Origin of the sequence: Microlunatus flavus, from assembly GCF_900110855.1 — a bacterium.
GTDB classification, from domain to species: Bacteria; Actinomycetota; Actinomycetes; order Propionibacteriales; family Propionibacteriaceae; genus Microlunatus; species Microlunatus flavus.
On record NZ_FOFA01000002.1, the window covers coordinates 58,046 to 76,044 of the forward strand.

Consider the following 17,999-nt stretch of genomic DNA (forward strand, 5'->3'; position numbering starts at 1 on the left):
ATCGCCCTCCGGAGCGCCGCAACCTACCGCTCGACCGGACGTCGGCGTGGTCGCTGAGCGCCGGGGGTCAGTCGTCGGCGGGCAGCTGCGGCTGGGTGGTCGAGGCAAGCACGCGGCGGGCGCGGCGCCCGAGGTCGCTGAGGTCGACGCGACCGGCGTCGGCGGCCGCGGCCAGCCGGGCGGCGAGGTCGAGGGCCTCGTCGAGCACCGGGACGTCGGCCGCCGCCTCCTCGCCCATGTCGCGCAGGATCGTCACCTCGGTGCGGGAGGCGACGATCGGCTCGGGGACGCCCTCGATCCACACCCGCGTACGCCGGCCCTCACCACGCTGGTCGCCGACCAGACGTTCCAGGGCGAACACCTTGTCCGAGCGCACGTACTTCCCGAACCCCAGGGCGATCATGCGCGCTTCCGGCATGCCGATCATGATCGCAGGCCTGAGCGCGCTCCGTCAGCAAGCAGGCGACCGAAGCCGGATCTCGCGCCTCCGCCTGGACGACCGAGCGGTGACGACACGCTTTTCGTCGTCACCGGGAGGGAGGAAGGCGGAGGGTCGGAGCGGGATCCGCGTCCGAGCGGAGCGAGGACAGAAAATGCGGAGCGAGGACAGAAGTCACGGGTGGCGGAACGTCACCGTGCAGCCTCCGTCCACCGGGACGATCGCGCCGGTCATGAACGACGACTCGTCGCTGGCCAGGAAGACGGCGACGGTCGCGATCTCCTCCGCGTGCGCCTGGCGCCCGATGGGTTGCAGCGCCGCGGCGGCGTCGCGCCGGGCGTTGGCGGCGGCGGCACCCTCGGGCCCGAGGCTGGCGCGGTAGCCGCCCATGTCGGTGTCGATGTAGCCGGGCAGGATCGCGTTCACGCGGACGCCCAGCGGGGAGTAGTCGACGGCGAGCTGGCGCGTCAGGTTCACGACGCCGCCCTTGGTCGCGCAGTAGGCGGGCGCCCCCGGCGCGCCGACGATGCCGTACGTCGAGGCGATGTTGATCACCCGGCCGCGACCGGAGGCGAGCAGGTGCGGCATCGCCGCCCGCACGCACAGGAACGGTCCGGTGAGGTTCACCGCGACGCAACGCAGCCAGGTCTCCACGTCGAGCTCGTGCGCCGGGCCGGAACCGCCCGAGATACCCGCGTCGTTGACGAGGACGTCGAGCGACCCGTACGCCTCGACCGTCGCCGCCACGGCGGCGTCGACCTGGGCGGGGTCGGCCACGTCGCAGGTGACGGCGAGCGCCTGCCCGCCCGCCGCCTCGATCTCGCCGACCGTCCGCGCGCCGTCCTGGACGTCGGCGACGACGACGCGCGCGCCCTCCGCGGCCATGCCCCGCGCGATGGCCGCGCCGATGCCGCCGGCCGCGCCGGTGACGAGCGCGACCCGCCCCTCGAGCCGGGTGCTGGTCCCGGTGGTCACGGCGCTCATTCGACGATCGCCCGGGTCAGCAGGACCGTGGTGATGAACGTCCGGAAGAGCCGGATCGGGTCGTCGTCGCTCATCGTCACCGTGCGGGCGTCCACGCGCTGGACGCCGTTGATCCACGTCGCCATCTCGGCCATGTCGCCGGTCAGGAACAGCACCTCGAGCGTCGCCGGCAGCGTGATCTGCGGCAGCGCCGCCGAACCCACCCCCTCCATCGCCCGGCGGGCCGCGTCCTCGATGAGGGCCTTGGCCTCCTCCGGGTGCAGCGACTCGGCGGCGAAGCGGCTCACCGAGTGCTTGACCACCGCGGGGACGATCGCGGGGCTGATCCGCGCGGCCTCCTCCGCCGTGGTGTCGTCGCCGGTCACGAGCACGACCGGCACGCCGTGGCCGAGCGCGACGAGCATGTTGATGCCCGACTCGCCGACCTCGATGCCGTTGAGCCGGACGCGGGCGATGGCGCGCGGGTTGTAGGTGTGCGACAGCGTCGACGCCTCGCTGGCCATCGAGCCGTGGTAGCTGACGAAGAACACGGCGTCGAACGAGGGGTCGAGGCCCTGCATCATGTACATCGGCTTGTGCCGGCCGGACAGGTAGCGCGCCCGCCCGTGCAGGGCGTCGGGCCGCAGGTTCTGCATCGTCGAGTGCGAGTCGTTGACGAGCACCTCGGTCGCACCGCCGGCCATCGCGCCGTCGATGGCGGCGTTGACCTCGTCCTGCAGCAGGCCCCGGTAGTACTGGTACTCCGGCTGGGGCGCCAGGCACTGGCTCCAGTCGACGACACCGGCGGTGCCCTCCATGTCGGAGGACAGGAAGACCTTCACAGCACGCTCCTCTTGCGGATCTCGGGTTGGTCGTGGTCGGGCGTCATCAGCGCGTAGGTGGCGTCGGCGGAACCCGCCGCCCCGCCGTGGCGCCCGTCGGGGGTGAGGGCCAGCACGCGCAGCTCGGAGCGGAACGTGTCCGGCAGGGTCGCGGCGTCGGCGAGCGCCTCGCGGCAGGCCTGCTCGACGTCCTCGCCGCGGCGCAGGGCCTCGACGACCGTACGGGCGGTGCCGGCCCGCATGCTCAGCTCGCCGCGGCCGGTGCAGGCCGCGCCGCCGCCGCGGACGTCGGCCCAGGTGCCGGCCCCGGGCAGCGGGGTGTCGCCGAGCCGACCCGGGTACTTCCAGGGGTAGCCGCTGGTGGAGACGCCGACGACGAGCTCGCCGGAGGCGTCGAGCGCGAGCACGTTGATCGTGCCCCAGGGCCCGTCGTGCGGGGCGAAGCGGCGCACCAGGTCGAGCGCGGCCTGCCGGTACGCCCGGTCGCCCTCGCTGCCCTCGGCCCGCTCGCCCTCGACGTTCGAGCCCGCCTCGGCCTCGCCGAGCGCCTCGGCGAACATCCGCCGCGACTCCTCGGTCGTCAGGTCGGCGGTGGCGAAGCCGCACTCGGCGGCGAACGTCGCCGCGCCCTCGCCCACGAGCAGGCAGTGCTGCGGGAGGCGCTCCATGACCGCGCGGGCCACGGAGATCGGGTTCGGGTAGCCCTGCAGCGCGCCGACCGCGCCGAAGGCCCGGCTCGAGCCGACCATGACCGACGCGTCGAGCTCGACGACGCCGCGGGCGTTCGGGAGGCCGGACGTGCCCACGTAGTGGTCGGCGAGGTTGTCCTCGCAGACCCGCAGCGCCGCCTCGACGGCGTCGAGGGCGGAGCCGCCGGAGCGCAGCACCGCTGCCGCCGCGGGCAGCCCGATCTCGCTGCGCTCCGAGCCGATGACGGTGGGGGTGACGCTCACCGCAGACCCCGCTCCGTCGCCGCCCCGGCGGTCGCCGGCGCCGGGGCGCCGCCGATCCGGGGGACCGACGCGAGCAGCAGCCGCGTGTAGTCGTCGTGGGGGTGCTCGAACACCTCGGACGTGTCTCCTTCTTCGACCACCACGCCGTCGTGCATGACGGCGATCCGGTCGCTGATCTGGCGGACGACCGCCATGTTGTGGGAGACGAAGAGCATCGAGAGCCCCAGCGTCTCCTTGAGGTCCAGCAGCAGGTTGATGATCGTGGCCTGCACCGACACGTCGAGCGCGGAGACCGGCTCGTCGGCGATGAGCACCTGCGGCTCGAGCGCGAGCGCCCGGGCGATGCCGATGCGCTGGCGCTGGCCGCCCGAGAACGAGCGCGGCAGCTGGTCCGCCGCGCGCGTCGGCAAGCCGACCAGGTCGATCAGCTCGCCGACCCGCGCCCGCACCTGCGCCCGCGGCACGAGGCGGTGGTAGGTCAGGATCTCCGACAGCGTCTGGCCCACGGTCATCCGCGGGTTCAGCGAGCTGTACGGGTCCTGGAACACCATCTGCACCAGCCGGCGCTGCGCCCGGTCCGGCGCCCCGTGCAGGGGCTGCCTGGCGTAGCGCACGACGCCGGCGGTCGGGGTGTAGAGCCCCGCCGCGCAGCGGCTGAGGGTGGACTTGCCGCAGCCGGACTCACCGACCAGGCCGAGCGTCTCGCCGCGGTGCAGGACGAGGTCGACGCCGTCGACCGCCTTGACCACCTTCGGCGGCCGGCCACGCAGCCGTCCCCAGGCGCTGCCGCGCCCACGGAAGTGCTGCACCAGGCCCTCGACCGCGAGCACCTCCTCACCGACGCTCCCCGAAGCCGTCGAGACGCTCCCCGAGCCGATGGAGACGCTCCCTGAGCCCGTCGAAGGGCTGGTGCCGCTCATCGGAGCACTCCTTCCAGGGCGGCTTCCCCGACCGCGCCCGGCCACCGCTCCGGTTCGTGCGCCCGCCAGCAGGCGCTGGCGTGGGGACCGCCCAGCGACGCCAGCGGCGGCCGCTCGGTGCGGCACCGGTCGACCACGGCCGGGCAGCGCGGCGCGAACGCGCAGCCCTCGATCGGCTGGAGCAGGTCAGGCGGCGCCCCGGGGATCGTCAGCAGCCGGTGGACCGGTGCGTCGGGGTCGGGCACGGAGCGCAGCAGGGCCGCCGTGTACGGGTGGCGCGGCGCCGACAGGAGCACCTCGGTCAGGCCCTCCTCGACGACGCGGCCGCCGTACATGACGTCGAGCTCGGAGCAGGTGCTGCTCACCACGGCGAGGTCGTGCGTCACGAGCACGAGGCCGACCCCGTCGTCGCGTCGCAGCCGCCCGAGCACGTCGAGCACCTGCTTCTGGATCGTCACGTCGAGCGCCGTGGTCGGCTCGTCGGCCAGGATCAGCCCGGGCTCCGCCGACAGCGCGATGGCGATGCAGACGCGCTGCCGCATCCCGCCCGACAGCTCGTGGGGGAAGGCGCGGTAGCGCTGCTCGGGGTCGCGGATCCCGACCTGCACGAGCAGGTCGAGCGCCCGCGCCCGGGCGGCCGACCGGCTCATGCCGAGCCGCTGCCGGGGCACCTCGGCGACCTGGTCGCCGATGCGCATCGTGGGGTTCAGCGCGGTGAGGGCGTCCTGGAAGATCATCGCCATCGCCGACGAGATGTGCTCGCGCCGCTGCGCCGGCCGCATGCCGGTCACGTCGGTGCCGGCGACCACGACGCTGCCGCCGGTGATCACGGCCGGCGACGGCAGCAGGTCCATCGCCGCGCGCAGGGTCAGGCTCTTGCCCGAGCCCGACTCGCCGACCAGGCCGAGCGCCTGGCCCGCGTACGCGGTCAGCGAGACCCCGCGCACGGCGTGCAGCCGGCCGTGCGGCAGCGGGATCTCCACGTCGACGTCGTGCAGCTCGAGCAGCGGCGTCCCCGTGACCGGGGTGCTGCGGGGCTGCCGCAGCGGACCGTCCACCAGGGTGCTCATCGGCGCCCGCTGCGCTGGACCACGCCGTCGGCGACGAGCGCGAGGGCCAGGCCGGTGACGACGACCGCGAGGCCGGGCACCGCGGTCAGGTACCACTTGGTGAACACGAAGTTCTGCCCCTCGGAGATCATCGAGCCCCAGTCGGGGGTGGGTGGCGGCACGCCGAGGCCGAGGTAGCCCAGCGTGACGATGGCGAGGATCGAGAGCACGACGTCGCTCATCGCGAAGACGAAGGCCTGCAGCAGCACGTTCGGCAGCAGGTGGCGCAGCAGGATCCGCCAGGTCGGCAGCCCGCTCGCCCGCGCCGCGAGCGCGTACTCCTGCTCCTTGGCGACGAGCACCTCGCCGCGCACGATGCGGGCGTACGCGACCCAGCCGACGAGCGTGATGGCGATGTAGATGCTCGCCGTGCCCTGACCGAGCGCGAAGACCAGGGCGATGATCAGCACGAACGACGGGAAGGCGACGACCATGTCGACCACGCGCATGAGCACGAGGTCGAACCAGCCGCCGAACCACCCGGCCAGCAGCCCCAGCGTCGTTCCGATGATGAAGGGGAACAGCACCGCCAGAGCGCCGACGCGCAGGTCGACGCGGGCGGCGTAGAGCAGCCGGGTGAAGACGTCGCGCCCGAGCTGGTCGGTGCCGAGCAGGTGCCCGTTGCCGGGCGGCTGCAGCGACGCGGTCAGGTCCTGCGCCACCGGGTCCCACGGGCTCAGCACGGGCGCGAGCACACCGGCCAGCACGATCACGACCAGCAGCGACAGCCCGATGACCAACGTCGGGTTGAGCCGCAGCACGCCCTCGCCGCCGCGTCCCCGCAGCCAGGGCAGCCGGGACGGCTGCAGCGGCTGGAGCGGCTCGACCGGACCGACCGGCACCGCGGGGGCGGTCATGCGAGCTCGATCCGCGGGTCGAGGGCCGCGTGCGCGAGGTCGGTCAGGAGGTTGACCGCGACGACCATGAGCGCGAAGACCAGCGTCACGCCCTGCACGACGGGGAAGTCGCGGTTGAAGATCGCGTCGAGCATCATCGTGCCCATCCCCGGCAGCGCGAAGACCCGCTCGACGACCAGCGTGCTGCCGACGAGGTAGGCGATGTTCACGCCGAGCACGGTGATCGAGGAGACGGCGGCGTTGCGGAGCGTGTGCGCCGTGATCACCCGGCGGTGCGAGAGCCCCTTGGCCCGGGCGGTGACGACGTAGTCGCTGTCGAGCACGCCGATCATGGAGGTCCGCAGGCTGCGGATCAGGATCGGCGTCAGGGCCAGCGCGATGGTCAGCCCCGGCAGGATGATCGAGCTGAGGTGCTGGGCGGGCGTCTTGCCGAAGCCCGACACCGGGAAGGCGTGCACCTTCAGCGCGAGCAGCAGCACGAGCATGATGCCGACCCAGAAGGTGGGCATGCCCAGCCCGACGAGGGGCACCGCGCGGACGACCTGGTCGGCGAGCTTGTCGCGGTGCGTGGCGGCGAGCACGGCCAGCGGGATGCTGATCAGCAGCGCCATCACGGTGGCCGCGACGAGCAGCCACAGCGTCGCCGGCAGCCGCAGCGCCAGCAGCGAGCTGACGTCGGTGTCGTAGAGGATCGAACGGCCGAGGTCGCCGTGCAGCAGCCGGCCCAGGAAGGACAGGTACTGCTCCCAGATCGGCCGGTCGAGCCCGAACTTCGCGTGCAGCGCGGCGACCGCCTCGTCCGTGGCCCGCACGCCGAGCAGCGTGCGGGCCGGGTCGCCCGGCACCAGGTGGATCATGAAGAACACGATCACCGAGATGCCGAGCAGGACCGGGATGGTCGAGACGAGCCGCCGCCCGACGTACGCCAGGTGCCTCACGAGCCGAGCGTCACGTCTTCGAGGTGGTAGTTCCCGGTCGGGTAGACCTGGAAGCCGCTCACCTTGGTGCTGTAGGCGTAGCTGAAGGGCGAGTAGTAGAGGAAGCCCATGAACGCGTCGTCCGCGGCCTGCTTCTGGATCGCGGAGTAGAGCTCCTGGCGACCGGCCGTGTCGAAGGTCTGCTGCGCCTTCTTGGTGTCCGCGATGACCTGCGGGTTGTCGTAGCTGGTGTAGAAGGAGTGGCTGCCGGCGCTCGGGTCGACCGCGAAGGTGACGAGCTCGTCGGGGTCGGCGATGTCCATCGTCCAGTAGGAATGGCTGATCTGGTACTTCTGCTCCTGCTGCAGGTCGTGCGCCGCGCTGGGGTCGACGTTCTGGATCTTCATGTCGATGCCCAGCTCCTTGAGCGAGGACTGCAGGACCTGGGCGAGCGCCTGGTCGGTGCTGTCGCCCGAGGACGCGAGGAAGGTCGTGCTGAAGCCGTTCGGCACCGACGACTTGGCCATCTCCTCCTTGGCCTTGGCCATGTCGTACGTGAGGCCGGGCGTCGCCGCGTCGTAGAAGGGGACGTTCGGCATCAGGAACGAGTTCGCCGGGGTGCCGTTGCCGAAGAGCAGCGTCTTGACCAGTGCCTCGCGGTCGATGGCGTACGAGATCGCGCGGCGCACGTGCACGTCGTCGTACGGCTTCTCGTTCTGGTTCATCATCACGTAGTCGGTCTTGGTGCTGGGGAACAGGTCGACCTTGACGTTCGGCTGGCCCTTGAGCTGCTCGAGCGTCGAGAACGGCGGGTTCTCGTTGATCTGCGCCTGGCCGCCCTGGATCTGCACGTTGCGCGAGTTGTCGTCGGGGACGACCTTCCACGTCACGCTGTCGAGGGCCGGCTTGCCCGCGTCCCAGTAGGTCGGGTTCTTCTTCAGCTCGATCTCGGTGCCCTTGTTCCAGTGGTCCCAGACGAACGGGCCGGTGCCGATCGGCGCCTTGTAGAAGTCGTCGTGGCTCTTGCCGGCGTAGTCCTTGGGCAGGACCGCGTTGTTGAAGTTCGCGAGGTCGGCCAGCAGCGGGGACCACGGGTACTTGGTCTTGATCACCACGGTCGCGTCGTCGGGCGCCTCGACCGACTTGATCGCGACGTCGAGGAACTCCCAGCCGCCCTTGGTCGCGCGGGCCTTGTCCAGGCTGAACTTCACGTCCGCCGAGGTCATCGGTGCTCCGTTGCTGAACTTCACGCCCTGCTTGAGCTTGAAGGTCCAGGTCAGCTTGTCCGCGCTCAGGGTGTGGCTCTCGGCCAGCAGCGGCTTGACGTCCTTGCCGTCGGGCGTGACCTCGTAGAGCGACTCGAACATCTGCTGGAAGACCCAGATCGAGGAGTTGCTGAACACCATCGTGTTGTCCATCGAGACGCTGTCCTGCGGCCGGACGATCACGAGGTCGCCACCGGCGGCGGCGCCGCCGGAGCTGCTGGTGCTGGGGGTGGAGCCGTTGTCGGCACAGGCCGCCGCGCCGCCGAGGCAGAGCACGGCGGTGACGAGGGCGGCAAGGGGCTTGCGCATGGGTCCTCCGAGGTGGGGCAGGGATGGCCGTCAGGCGGGTGGAGCGGGGGCAGACGCTGAACGAGTACTGAGATATCAGCAGTAAGTCACACGGATGTTAAGGCCCCGTGTCGGCTTGCGGTAGCCCCCGGGCGCCCCCATGCTTCATCGGGTGCGGACGGTGATCATCGGCTCCGGGGCCGTCGGCGGCGTGGTCGCCGGCCATCTCGTACGGGCCGGTGAGGACGTCCTGCTCTGCGACGCCGACCCGGAGCACGTCGACGCCCTCAACGCCTTCGGGCTGCGGGTCGTGGGCCCGGTCGAGGAGGTCGTCGTCCCGGTGACGGCGGTCCTGCCCGCCGCGCTGCCCGACCACGTCGAGCGCGTCCTGCTCGCGGTCAAGTCGCACCACACCCGCTCGGCCGTCGAACCGCTCTGGACGCGACTGGCCGCCGACGGCTACGTGGTGACCCTGCAGAACGGGATGACGGGAGGGGTCGTCGACGACGTGCTCGGTCCGGGACGCCGGGTCACCGCGTTCGTGAACTTCGGCGCCGACGTCGTCGCGCCCGGGGTCGTCGCCCAGGGCAACGTCGCCACCGTGCGCGTCGGCGAGCCCGGCGGCGGCGTGAGCGACCGCGTGCGCGCGGTGGCCGCGCTGCTGCCGTACGCCGAGGCCACCGCGAACATCGAGGGCTACCTGTGGAGCAAGGAGGCGTACGGGGCGATGCTCTTCGCCACCGCCGTCTCCGACCTCACGATCGCCGATGCGCTGGGCGCGTCGGCGTACCGGCCGCTGCTCCTGGCGCTCGCCCGCGAGGTCCTCGACCGCGCCCCGGCCTCGCCGGAACCGTTCGACGGCTTCGACCCGGCCGACCTGGAGGGTTCGCTCGGACGGCTCGTCGCCTTCAACGCCGCCAGCGGCAAGGCCCGCACCGGCGTGTGGCGCGACCTCGCGGTGCGGCACCGGCCCACCGAGGTCGACGACCTCGACGGCGTCGGCGGACCGCTCGTGCACCAGCTGGCCGCGCTGGTGCGCGCGATCGAGCGGGGCGAGCGGCGCTGCGAGACCGCGAACCTCGACCTGCTGGCCGCGTACGAGCGCCTCGAGCGCGTCGGCCGACCGCTGGCCGCGGTGGTCGAGGCGCTGCCCGCGCCCCGACGCGCGGCAGAGGGGCCGCTGCTCGGCGTGCAGGTCGCGGTCAAGGACATGGTCGACGTCGAGGGCGTGGTCCGGGGCAACGGCAACCCGCGCGCGATGGCCGAGGGTTCGCCGGCCGTACAGGACGCGCCGGTCGTGGCCCGGCTCCGCGCGGCGGGGGCCGACGTCTTCGCGACGGCGGCACTGCTCGAGTACGCGGCGGGCGCCCAGCACCCCGGCCTCGACGAGGCCCGCAACCCGGCCGACCCGACGCGCACGGCGGGCGGCTCGAGCGGCGGTTCGGCGGCGCTGGTCGCGGCCGGCGTCTGCGCGGCCGCGCTCGGCACCGACACCGGCGGGTCGATCCGCATCCCCGCCTCCTACTGCGGCTGCGTCGGGATCAAGCCGACCTACGACCTCGTGCCCGTCGGCGGCGTGACCGCGCTGTCGCCGTCGCTCGACCACGTCGGCGTGCTGGCGGCCGACGTGGCCACCGCCGCCCGCGTGCTCGGTGCGGTCGCCGAGCTCGGGCCGCTGCCCGAGGCACCGGCGCCCGGCGCGCTGCGCGTCGGCCTGCTGTCGGCGGAGCTGGCCGACCCGGCGGTCGAGCCGGGCACCCGGGCGTCCGTGCGGGCAGCGGTCGACCGGCTGGTCGGGGCCGGCGCCCAGGTCGTCGAGGTCGACGTCGCGCCGCTGCGGGCGCTGCACGCGGTGTTCGAGCCGATCCTGCTCTTCGAGGCGTGGCGCGAGCACGAGGCGCTGGCGGCCGACCCGGCCTGGTTCGGCCCGGACACCGACCGGCTGCTGCGGCTCGGCCGCGACGTCACCCCTGCCCAGCACCGCGCCGCGCTCGCCCGGCGGGCGGAGCTCCTGCCCGCGGCGGACGCCATGCTCGACTCCGTCGACGTGCTCCTCGGCCCGGCCGTCGCGTTCACGGCCCCAGGGACGACCCCGGTCATCGACTCCGACGCGGGTGCGGTCGAGGGGCTGTTCTCGATGGGCGCGAACCTGACCGGCTGGCCGGCGCTCGTGCTCCCGTGCGGCGCCGACGCCGGGCTCCCGGTGGGGCTGCAGCTGATGGGCCGCCGCGGCGAGGACGCCGCCCTGCTCGCGGCGGCGACGACGATCGAGCGGGTGCTCGCGGAGGAGACGGCATGAGCGGGTTGACGGGTCGTACGGCGCTGGTGACCGGCGCCGCGCACGGGATCGGGGCGGCGATCGTCGCCATGCTCGAGGCCGAGGGGGCGACCGTGCACGGCGTCGACCTCGAGGCGGACGGCGACCGGCGCGTGGACGTCAGCGACACCGCCGCGGTCGAGGCCTTCGTCGCCGCCGTCGGGCCGGTCGACGTCCTCGTGAACAACGCCGGCGGGGTCCGCGGCCAGACCGGCCGGCCGCTCGAGGAGGTCACCGACGACGACTGGCGCGCGGTGGTCGACGCGAACCTCACCAGCACGTTCGTCTGCACCCGCGCCGTCGTGCCCGGCATGAAGGCCGGCGGATGGGGGCGGATCGTCAACATCTCCTCCGGCGCCGGCCGCAGCGTCAGCCTCACCGGCATCCAGGCGTACGCGAGCGCGAAGGCCGGCCAGATCGGCCTGACCCGCCAGACCGCGCACGAGCTCGGCCGCTTCGGGATCACGGTCAACTGCGTCGCGCCCGGCTTCGTGCTGTCCAACCCGAGCACCCAGCGGCAGTGGGAGTCGTACGGACCCGAGGGCCAGGCCGCGCTCGTCGCCGGGATCGCCACGCGGCGTCTCGGCACGGGCGAGGACATCGCCAACGCCGTCCGGTTCTTCACCGCCGAGGCGTCGTCGTGGGTGACCGGGCAGACCATCGCGGTCGACGGCGGGCACGGGATCTTCTGAGCACGGTGAGCGGAAGGGCAGCAGCATGAGGGTGACGGTGAACGGGGCCGAGCTGGAGGTCGAGGTCCTCGGCGACGACGGCAGCCGGGAGGCGCAGCGCAAGCCGCTGCTGATCGCCCACCACGGTGGCGGCGGCATCGGGTCGATGGCGGAACCGCGCGCGACGTTCGGGCCGCTGGCCGACCGCTTCCGCGTGCTCGTCTTCGACGCCCGCGGCTGCGGGCGCAGCGAGGCCGTGCCGCCCTACAGCCACGCGCAGTGGGTCGCCGACGTCGACGCGCTGCGGGCGTGGGCGGGCGCGGAGACCTGCGTGGTCGCCGGTGGCTCCTACGGCGGCTTCATCGCGCTGGAGTACGCGCTCGCCCATCCGGACCGCACACGCGCCGTCGTGCTGCGCGACACCTCGCCCGACGCGTCCAACCTCGCCCTGGCGTACGAGAACGCGCGGCAGCAGGACCGCGTCGAGATCGACTGGGACCACTTCGACCGCTACTGGCAGGGTCGGGTCCGCAGCGACGCCGAGCTCAAGGCCCTGTGGGCCGAGCTGATCGGACTGTACGACCACGACCCCGACCCGGCGCGCGCGGCCGCATCGGTGGAGGCCGGGATCTACCGCCACGAGTCGCACAACTGGTGCTTCCAGCACAACATGCCGGCCTACGACCTCAAGCCGCGCCTGGGTGAGGTCCGCTGCCCGGTGCTCGTCACCGTCGGCCGGTACGACTGGGTCACCCCGGTCTCGATGTCGGAGACGATCGCGTCGCTGGTGCCGGACGGCCGGCTCGTCGTCTTCGAGGAGTCGGGCCACTCCCCGCAGGTCGAGGAGCGCGAGGCCTTCCTCGCCACGGTCCGCGCCTTCCTGGACGAGGCCGTCCCCGCCTGACGCCCGCCCCTCGCGCTGTGGTCTGTGGTCGCGGGCTGCCGGTTTCCCATGATCTCTTGGGGAACCGGCACTCCTCACGGCAGATCTGCCATGCGGAGCGACGGTTTCCCAAGACCTCATGGGAAACCAGCACCGCCGCACCCCCGCAGTTCACCCGGTGCGGGCAGACGCGTACGCGGGGTCAGTGGCGGAACGCGTCCTGGATGGTTCCGCGCGAGACGGCCAGGTGGGCGCGCATCGCGTGCTCGGCGGCCTCGGGGTCGTGGTCCTGCACCGCCGTGACGAGCTCGGCGTGCGAGAGCATCGCCGACGCGCGGGGCTCGTGGGTCGTCCAGTAGGAGCGCCAGAAGCGCAGGCTGTGCAGGAGGAGCCGTTCGACCGCCTCCACGAGCAGCTCGTTGCCGGTCATGCCGACCAGGTGCGTGTGGATGGCGTGGTCGGCGTGCAGGTGCTCCTCGATGGCGTCGTCGGCGCGCACCTCGTCGGCGAGCCCCGCGAGCTCGTGCAGCCGCTCGAGCTGCGGCACCGTCGCCCGGCGCGCGGCGAGGTGGGCCACGCCGCACTCGATCGCCTCGCGCGCCTCGAACATCGCCAGCACCTCGTCCAGCCCGAGCGGGTTGACGAACGTCCCGCGCCGGGGCAGCACCGAGACGAAGCGGTCGGCCGCGAGCCGGGCGATCGCCTCGCGCACGGGCATGCGCCCGAAGCCGGTGCTGGCGGCGAGCTGCTGCTCGTTGAGGACCGAGCCCGGCGGGAGCCGCAGGTCGACGACCATCTCCCGCAGCTGCAGGTAGGCCAGGTCGCTGGCGCGGGGCTCGGGGGAGGGGAGCAGCAGCGTCCCGGCCACCGTCGCGTGTCCCATCGCCGCCCGTCCCGCTCGTCCAGAGGTGTCTGGCTCGACCAGGCGGCTGCGGCTCGTGCGCGGACATCCGTGCCGGGCGGTCGATCTGTCGAGGCTCAGCATAGGGCGGGCACGGCTCCCGCCGTCGTCCCCACGTCGGTCCCACCGGGTGCGTCGGGCGTCCTCACGACACGGGTCGCGGAGGTGCTCGGAGCAGTGAGGTGGACGTTCCGGGAGCGGGTCGCCGGCGCACGTCAGCGCAGGTCGGCGCGCAGCAGGCCGTGGCGGACCCGACGGTCCCGGACGAGGGCGGGGCCGAGGACCAGCGCGGTGCCGATGGCGACGACGTGCCCCACCGCGGCGACCTCGAGGTGCGTCAGCCCGCCGAACAGGTGCGGCGCGAGCACGGCGAAGCCGAGGCCGGCGGCGACGCGACCGCGGGTGGAGCCGCACACGACCCCGAGCGCCAGGGCGGGGGCGACGACGTACGACGGGCCGACGTCGAGGATCCGCCGTGCGGCTTCCGGGGCCAGGCCGAGCCGGACCTGCGAGGCCAGGACGGACTCACTGACCAGGGTGCCGAGCACGTGCGCGCCCGCGAGCAGGCCGCCGAGCCGCAGGTCGCCGAGGACCTCCCCGGCCGCGGCGAGCCCGACGAGGGCGAGCGCGGTCCAGCCGAGCAGGTTCGGGTCGTCGGTGACGAAGGCCGACCCGACGAGGGCCCGCACGGGGTGGTCGGCGAGGTTGGCCAGGTTGGTGCTCAGGTACGCGAGCCACACGTCGCGCTGCTGCGCCGGACGCGACGCCACGCAGGTGGCGACGACGCCGAACGCCGACGCGTACGCGAGCGCCGCCCGCACCGCTCGCGTCTCGCGCCCGGGTCAGACGGGCAGGCGGCGGAACAGCGGCCGCGGCACGTGCCGCAGCCCCGACATGACGAAGCGCATGGGGACGGGCACCCAGATCAGCTCCTTCTTGGCCGCGACCGCGTCGACGGTGGCCTCGGCCACCTCCTCCGGCGTCGCGGCCAGCGGTGCGGCGTCCAGGCCCTCGGTCATCTTCGACTTCACGAAGCCCGGCCGGACGACGAGTACCCGCACCCCGGTGCCGCGCAGCGCCTCGCCGAGGCCGAGGTAGAAGCCGTCGAAGCCGGCCTTGGTCGAGCCGTAGACGAAGTTCGAGCGGCGTACGCGCTCGCCCGCGACGGACGAGAGCGCGACGATGACGCCGTGGGCCTGGGCCTTGAGCCGCTCGGCGAGGAGCACGCCCAGGTGCACCGGCGCGGTGTAGTTGACCTCGGCCAGCTCGAGCGCGTGCTCGGCGTCCTGCCAGGCCTGCTCCGCGTCGCCCAGCAGGCCGAAGGCGACGACCGCCACGTCGATGTCGCCCTCGCTGAAAGCGGCCTCGACCGTCGCGGCGTGCGACGCGTGGTCGCGGGCGTCGAGGTCGACCTCCTGGACGCGGCAGCCGAGGCCGGTCAGCTCCGCCGCGGCCGCCGTCCGCCGCTCGCCCGGACGGGCGGCGAGCACGACGCGCAGGCCGCCGCGCCCGGCGTACCTCCGCGCGATCGCCAGGGCGATGTCGGACGTGCCGCCGAGCAGCAGCAGGGAGCCGGGGTTGCCGGTCGCGTTGATCAAGGGGTGCCTTCCGGGAGGAACGGGACTAGAGCTCGAGCCGGCGCGCGAGGTCGGAGCTGAAGAGGTGCTGCGGGTCGACCCGGTTCCGGACGGACAGGAAGTCGTCGAGGCGCGGGTACATCTGCCGGAACCGTCCGGCCGTGAGCCGCGAGTCCTTCGCCAGGTAGACGCGCCCGCCGGCGCCGACGACCTCCTCGTCCAGCGCGTCGCAGAGCTTGTCGAGCCCGGCCTCGATGGGCAGGTCGACGGTGAGGGTCCAGCCCGGCATCGGGAACGACAGCGGCGACAGGTTGCCCGGGCCGAAGCGCTTGAGCACGTTCAGGCAGGACAGGTGGCCCGAGGTCACGATCATCTCGAAGCACCGCTTGAAGGTCTCGGGCGCGTCGAACGGCACGGCGAACTGGTACTGCAGGAAGCCGTTGGGGCCGTAGACCCGGTTCCACTCGGCCACGATGTCGAGCGGGTGGAAGAACTGGGTGATGTTCTGCAGCTCGCCGACGCGGTGCTGCGGCGCCTTGCGGTACCAGAACTCGCTGAACGCCTTGGCGGTCAGCTTGTTGACCATCCGGTTGGGGAAGACCTCGGGGATCGTGCCGAACGACGGCGCCACGAACTTGAGGGGGTCGCGGCGCTGCTTGGGCTCGAGCTGCGACAGCTTGGCCTTGTCGCCGCGGGTGAGCACCGCGCGGCCCATGTGCTTGCCGCGCGTCACCGCGTCGAACCAGGCGACGGAGTAGTTGTAGTCCTCGTCGCCCTCCGACATCCGCGCCATGAGGTCGTCGATGTCGCTGCAGCGGTCGGTGTCGACGGTGAAGTACGCCGTCTCGACGCGCTGCAGCTCGACCACGGCCTCGACGATCGCGCCGGTCAGGCCCATCCCGCCGATGGTCGCCCAGAAGAGCCGCCCGTCGTCGTCGAGGCCCTCCCAGCTGCCGCCGCCCGGTCGGTCGAGCGTCCGGACCGCGCCGTCCGCGGTCAGCAGGTCGAGCGAGCGCACGTGGTTGCCGAAGCTGCCCTGCGTGTGGTGGTTCTTGCCGTGCACGTCGGCCGCGATCGCGCCGCCGATCGTCACCTGGCGCGTACCGGGGAGGACGGGCACCCACAGCCCGAAGGGCAGCAGCGCCTTCATCAGCGTGTCGAGGCTGACGCCGGCCTGCACGGTGACCGTCGCCGGCTCGGCCGCCACGTCGACGGCGAGGATCTTGTTGAGGTGGGTCAGGTCGAGGGTGGTGCCGCCGGCGTTCTGGGCGGCGTCGCCGTAGCTGCGTCCCAGCCCGCGCGGGGTGACGCCACGACCGGAGCCCTGCCGCAGCGCCGAGACGGCGCCGGCGACCGAGTCGATGCTGGCGAGGTGGGACATCGAGCCGGCGGCGCGGCCCCACCCGTGCAGCTCGACGAGCTGCTGGGGGAGCGGGGGCTGCTCCTCGACGACGGCTGACGGGCGGATGTCCGGGACGTCGCTGCGGACGTCGTCACGGACGGCGGGGAAGTCGTTCATGCGCGGGTGAACACTCCGATCGAGATGATCACGAGCCAGAGGAGACCGACTCCTTGAAGGACCCGGTCGTGCAGCACGACCTCCTCGGGCTCGCCGGCGTTGCCGGCGTCGACCTCGAGCGCGTACTGCAGCAGCCCGAGGGTGAAGGGGGCGATGGAGATGGCCGTCCAGGGCACGGCGTACGCGCCGGTCCCGCCGTTGGTGAAGGCCCAGAGGCTGTAGGAGATCAGCACCATCGTCGCGGCGAGCATCCAGGCGAAGCGCAGGTACGACTCGGAGTAGCGCTCGAGCGAGCGGCGCGTGCCGGCGCCGCTGCCCAGCGACTTGATCTCGGAGTAGCGCTTGCCCGCCACCATGAAGAACGAGCCGAAGGCGGCCACGAGCAGGAACCACTGGCTGAGCACGATGTCGCTGGCCACGCCGCCGGCGATGGCGCGCAGCAGGAAGCCGGACGCGACCATCGCCAGGTCGACGACCGGCAGGTGCTTGAGGAAGGCCGAGTAGAGCATCTGCAGGCCGACGTAGATGAGGAGCGTCACGCCGAGCTCCACCGACGTCCAGAAGGCGATGGTCAGACCGATCACGCCGGTGATGACGGCCAGCACGACGGCTGCCTGCGGCCTGAGCTCGCCGGCCGCGATGGGGCGGAACCGCTTGCGCGGGTGCAGGCGGTCCTCCTCGACGTCGCGGACGTCGTTGACCAGGTAGACCGTGGCGCTCACGAGGCAGAAGGCGAGGAAGGCGAGCAGCGCGCCCACCAGGACGTCGCGCTCGAAGAGCCGTCCGGCCGCGAGCGGCGCGGTGAAGACGAGGACGTTCTTGACCCACTGGCGGGGTCGCATGGCCCTGATCGCCGCGGGGAGGCGCGAGCGGCGCGGCTCCTCGAGCAGGTGCTCCTCGGGGATCGCCGGGACGTCCGAGCCGCTGCCGGGTCCTGCGTCGGGCGCCGTGGGCGCGGGGACCGACGGCTCGAGCCCCGGCGGCGTGGCCGGGTCGAGGGGTGCCGGCCGGGACGAGGCGGGCCGGGGGGAGGTGTCGGTCATCAGACCTCCGATGGTATCGGCGTCGGCCGACAACCTCGGCAGCCCGCGCTGCCACCCACCCGCCGCTGCTCGACTACCCTCGCCCGGTGCGAGCGACCCCTGCCCTGCGTGGGGCCCTCGTGGCCGGCCTCGTCGGCCTCGTGGTGGTGCTCGCCGGGTGCGGCGCCGCTCGGCGGCCCGACATCCCGGTCCCGCCCCCGCCGGCCGCGACCGCGCCGGTCGAGGCCCCGTCCGACGGCGTGAGCCTGTCCGCCCTCGGCTTCACGTACGGACCGGTCGACCGCGTGTTCGTGCCGGTCGGGGCGCAGGTCAGCTCCCGCGTCGACCAGCCCGACAACGTGACCGTCGTGCTGACCGCGCCGCCGGCCGCCGACCTGCTCGCCTTCTACCGGCGTACGGCGGCGGCCAACGGGTTCGCGGTGACTGCCGACGCTCCGGCGGCGCGGACGCTGACGTTCGCCGGGTTCGGCTGGGCCGGGACCTTCACCGGCGACGACCGGGCGTCGGCGCTGCTCCTCCGCCCGGCCGCCTGAGC

18 protein-coding genes are annotated in these 17,999 nt (G+C 73.1%); 4 read left to right on the plus strand and 14 right to left on the minus strand.

What is annotated here, in order from left to right; all coding sequences use genetic code 11:
- Positions 1-67: 67 nt before the first annotated feature.
- The 9 genes from BMY04_RS04625 to BMY04_RS04665 all read right to left on the minus strand — a co-directional run bounded on the left by BMY04_RS04625 (position 68) and on the right by BMY04_RS04665 (position 8,574).
- Positions 68-418 (minus strand): hypothetical protein, encoded by a 351-nt coding sequence (locus BMY04_RS04625; RefSeq protein ID WP_091178500.1) that lies wholly within the window; start codon positions 416-418, stop codon positions 68-70.
- A 195-nt stretch (positions 419-613) separates the two neighbouring features.
- Positions 614-1,414 (minus strand): SDR family NAD(P)-dependent oxidoreductase, encoded by an 801-nt coding sequence (locus BMY04_RS04630; RefSeq protein ID WP_198409943.1) that lies wholly within the window; start codon positions 1,412-1,414, stop codon positions 614-616.
- Between the two features lie 5 nt (positions 1,415-1,419).
- Positions 1,420-2,244 (minus strand): M55 family metallopeptidase, encoded by an 825-nt coding sequence (locus tag BMY04_RS04635; protein WP_091178000.1) that lies wholly within the window; start codon positions 2,242-2,244, stop codon positions 1,420-1,422.
- A complete protein-coding gene (locus BMY04_RS04640) occupies positions 2,241-3,197 on the minus strand; it encodes a glycosylasparaginase (protein WP_091178001.1) in 957 nt (318 codons plus the stop codon). Before BMY04_RS04640 ends, BMY04_RS04635 begins: the two co-directional genes overlap by 4 nt.
- The gene (locus BMY04_RS04645; RefSeq protein ID WP_091178002.1) at positions 3,194-4,117 is read right to left on the minus strand and encodes an ATP-binding cassette domain-containing protein; all 924 of its coding nucleotides are present in this window, start codon (positions 4,115-4,117) and stop codon (positions 3,194-3,196) included. Before BMY04_RS04645 ends, BMY04_RS04640 begins: the two co-directional genes overlap by 4 nt.
- Positions 4,114-5,187, minus strand: coding sequence for an ABC transporter ATP-binding protein (locus tag BMY04_RS04650; protein ID WP_091178003.1), 1,074 nt, complete (start codon positions 5,185-5,187; stop codon positions 4,114-4,116). The genes BMY04_RS04645 and BMY04_RS04650 overlap by 4 nt, the downstream gene beginning before the upstream one ends.
- Positions 5,184-6,083, minus strand: a complete 900-nt coding sequence (locus BMY04_RS04655; RefSeq protein ID WP_091178004.1) for an ABC transporter permease — start codon at positions 6,081-6,083, stop codon at positions 5,184-5,186. Before BMY04_RS04655 ends, BMY04_RS04650 begins: the two co-directional genes overlap by 4 nt.
- Positions 6,080-7,021: an ABC transporter permease gene (locus tag BMY04_RS04660; protein WP_198409944.1), complete on the minus strand. Its 942-nt coding sequence runs from the start codon at positions 7,019-7,021 to the stop codon at positions 6,080-6,082. Before BMY04_RS04660 ends, BMY04_RS04655 begins: the two co-directional genes overlap by 4 nt.
- Positions 7,018-8,574, minus strand: a complete 1,557-nt coding sequence (locus BMY04_RS04665) for an ABC transporter substrate-binding protein (protein ID WP_091178005.1) — start codon at positions 8,572-8,574, stop codon at positions 7,018-7,020. The genes BMY04_RS04660 and BMY04_RS04665 overlap by 4 nt, the downstream gene beginning before the upstream one ends.
- Before the next feature lie 151 nt (positions 8,575-8,725).
- On the opposite strand from BMY04_RS04665, the gene BMY04_RS04670 reads away from it, so the two are divergent.
- The 3 genes from BMY04_RS04670 to BMY04_RS04680 are packed head-to-tail and all read left to right on the plus strand — an operon-like array spanning position 8,726 to position 12,445.
- Positions 8,726-10,852: an amidase family protein gene (locus tag BMY04_RS04670; RefSeq protein ID WP_170853997.1), complete on the plus strand. Its 2,127-nt coding sequence runs from the start codon at positions 8,726-8,728 to the stop codon at positions 10,850-10,852.
- Positions 10,849-11,562 (plus strand): SDR family NAD(P)-dependent oxidoreductase, encoded by a 714-nt coding sequence (locus BMY04_RS04675; RefSeq protein WP_091178007.1) that lies wholly within the window; start codon positions 10,849-10,851, stop codon positions 11,560-11,562. The genes BMY04_RS04670 and BMY04_RS04675 overlap by 4 nt, the downstream gene beginning before the upstream one ends.
- A 25-nt stretch (positions 11,563-11,587) precedes the next feature.
- Entirely contained in the window at positions 11,588-12,445 is an 858-nt protein-coding gene (locus BMY04_RS04680) for an alpha/beta fold hydrolase (protein ID WP_091178008.1), read from the plus strand.
- Between the two features lie 181 nt (positions 12,446-12,626).
- Here the strand turns inward: BMY04_RS04680 and BMY04_RS04685 are convergent, their stop codons facing one another.
- The 5 genes from BMY04_RS04685 to BMY04_RS04705 all read right to left on the minus strand — a co-directional run bounded on the left by BMY04_RS04685 (position 12,627) and on the right by BMY04_RS04705 (position 17,464).
- Positions 12,627-13,307, minus strand: coding sequence for a GntR family transcriptional regulator (locus BMY04_RS04685; protein ID WP_170853998.1), 681 nt, complete (start codon positions 13,305-13,307; stop codon positions 12,627-12,629).
- Positions 13,308-13,540: 233 nt separating this feature from the next.
- Entirely contained in the window at positions 13,541-14,146 is a 606-nt protein-coding gene (locus BMY04_RS04690) for a rhomboid-like protein (protein ID WP_091178010.1), read from the minus strand.
- Positions 14,147-14,167: 21 nt separating this feature from the next.
- Positions 14,168-14,923, minus strand: coding sequence for a decaprenylphospho-beta-D-erythro-pentofuranosid-2-ulose 2-reductase (locus BMY04_RS04695; protein WP_091178011.1), 756 nt, complete (start codon positions 14,921-14,923; stop codon positions 14,168-14,170).
- A 25-nt stretch (positions 14,924-14,948) separates the two neighbouring features.
- The gene (locus tag BMY04_RS04700; protein ID WP_091178012.1) at positions 14,949-16,421 is read right to left on the minus strand and encodes a decaprenylphosphoryl-beta-D-ribose oxidase; all 1,473 of its coding nucleotides are present in this window, start codon (positions 16,419-16,421) and stop codon (positions 14,949-14,951) included.
- A complete protein-coding gene (locus BMY04_RS04705) occupies positions 16,418-17,464 on the minus strand; it encodes a decaprenyl-phosphate phosphoribosyltransferase (protein ID WP_091178013.1) in 1,047 nt (348 codons plus the stop codon). The genes BMY04_RS04700 and BMY04_RS04705 overlap by 4 nt, the downstream gene beginning before the upstream one ends.
- Positions 17,465-17,550: 86 nt before the next feature.
- Here BMY04_RS04705 and BMY04_RS04710 point away from each other — a divergent pair, with 86 nt between their 5' ends.
- Complete coding sequence (locus tag BMY04_RS04710; protein WP_139209748.1) at positions 17,551-17,997, plus strand: hypothetical protein; 447 nt, start codon at positions 17,551-17,553, stop codon at positions 17,995-17,997.
- The last annotated feature ends 2 nt before the right edge of the window (positions 17,998-17,999 follow it).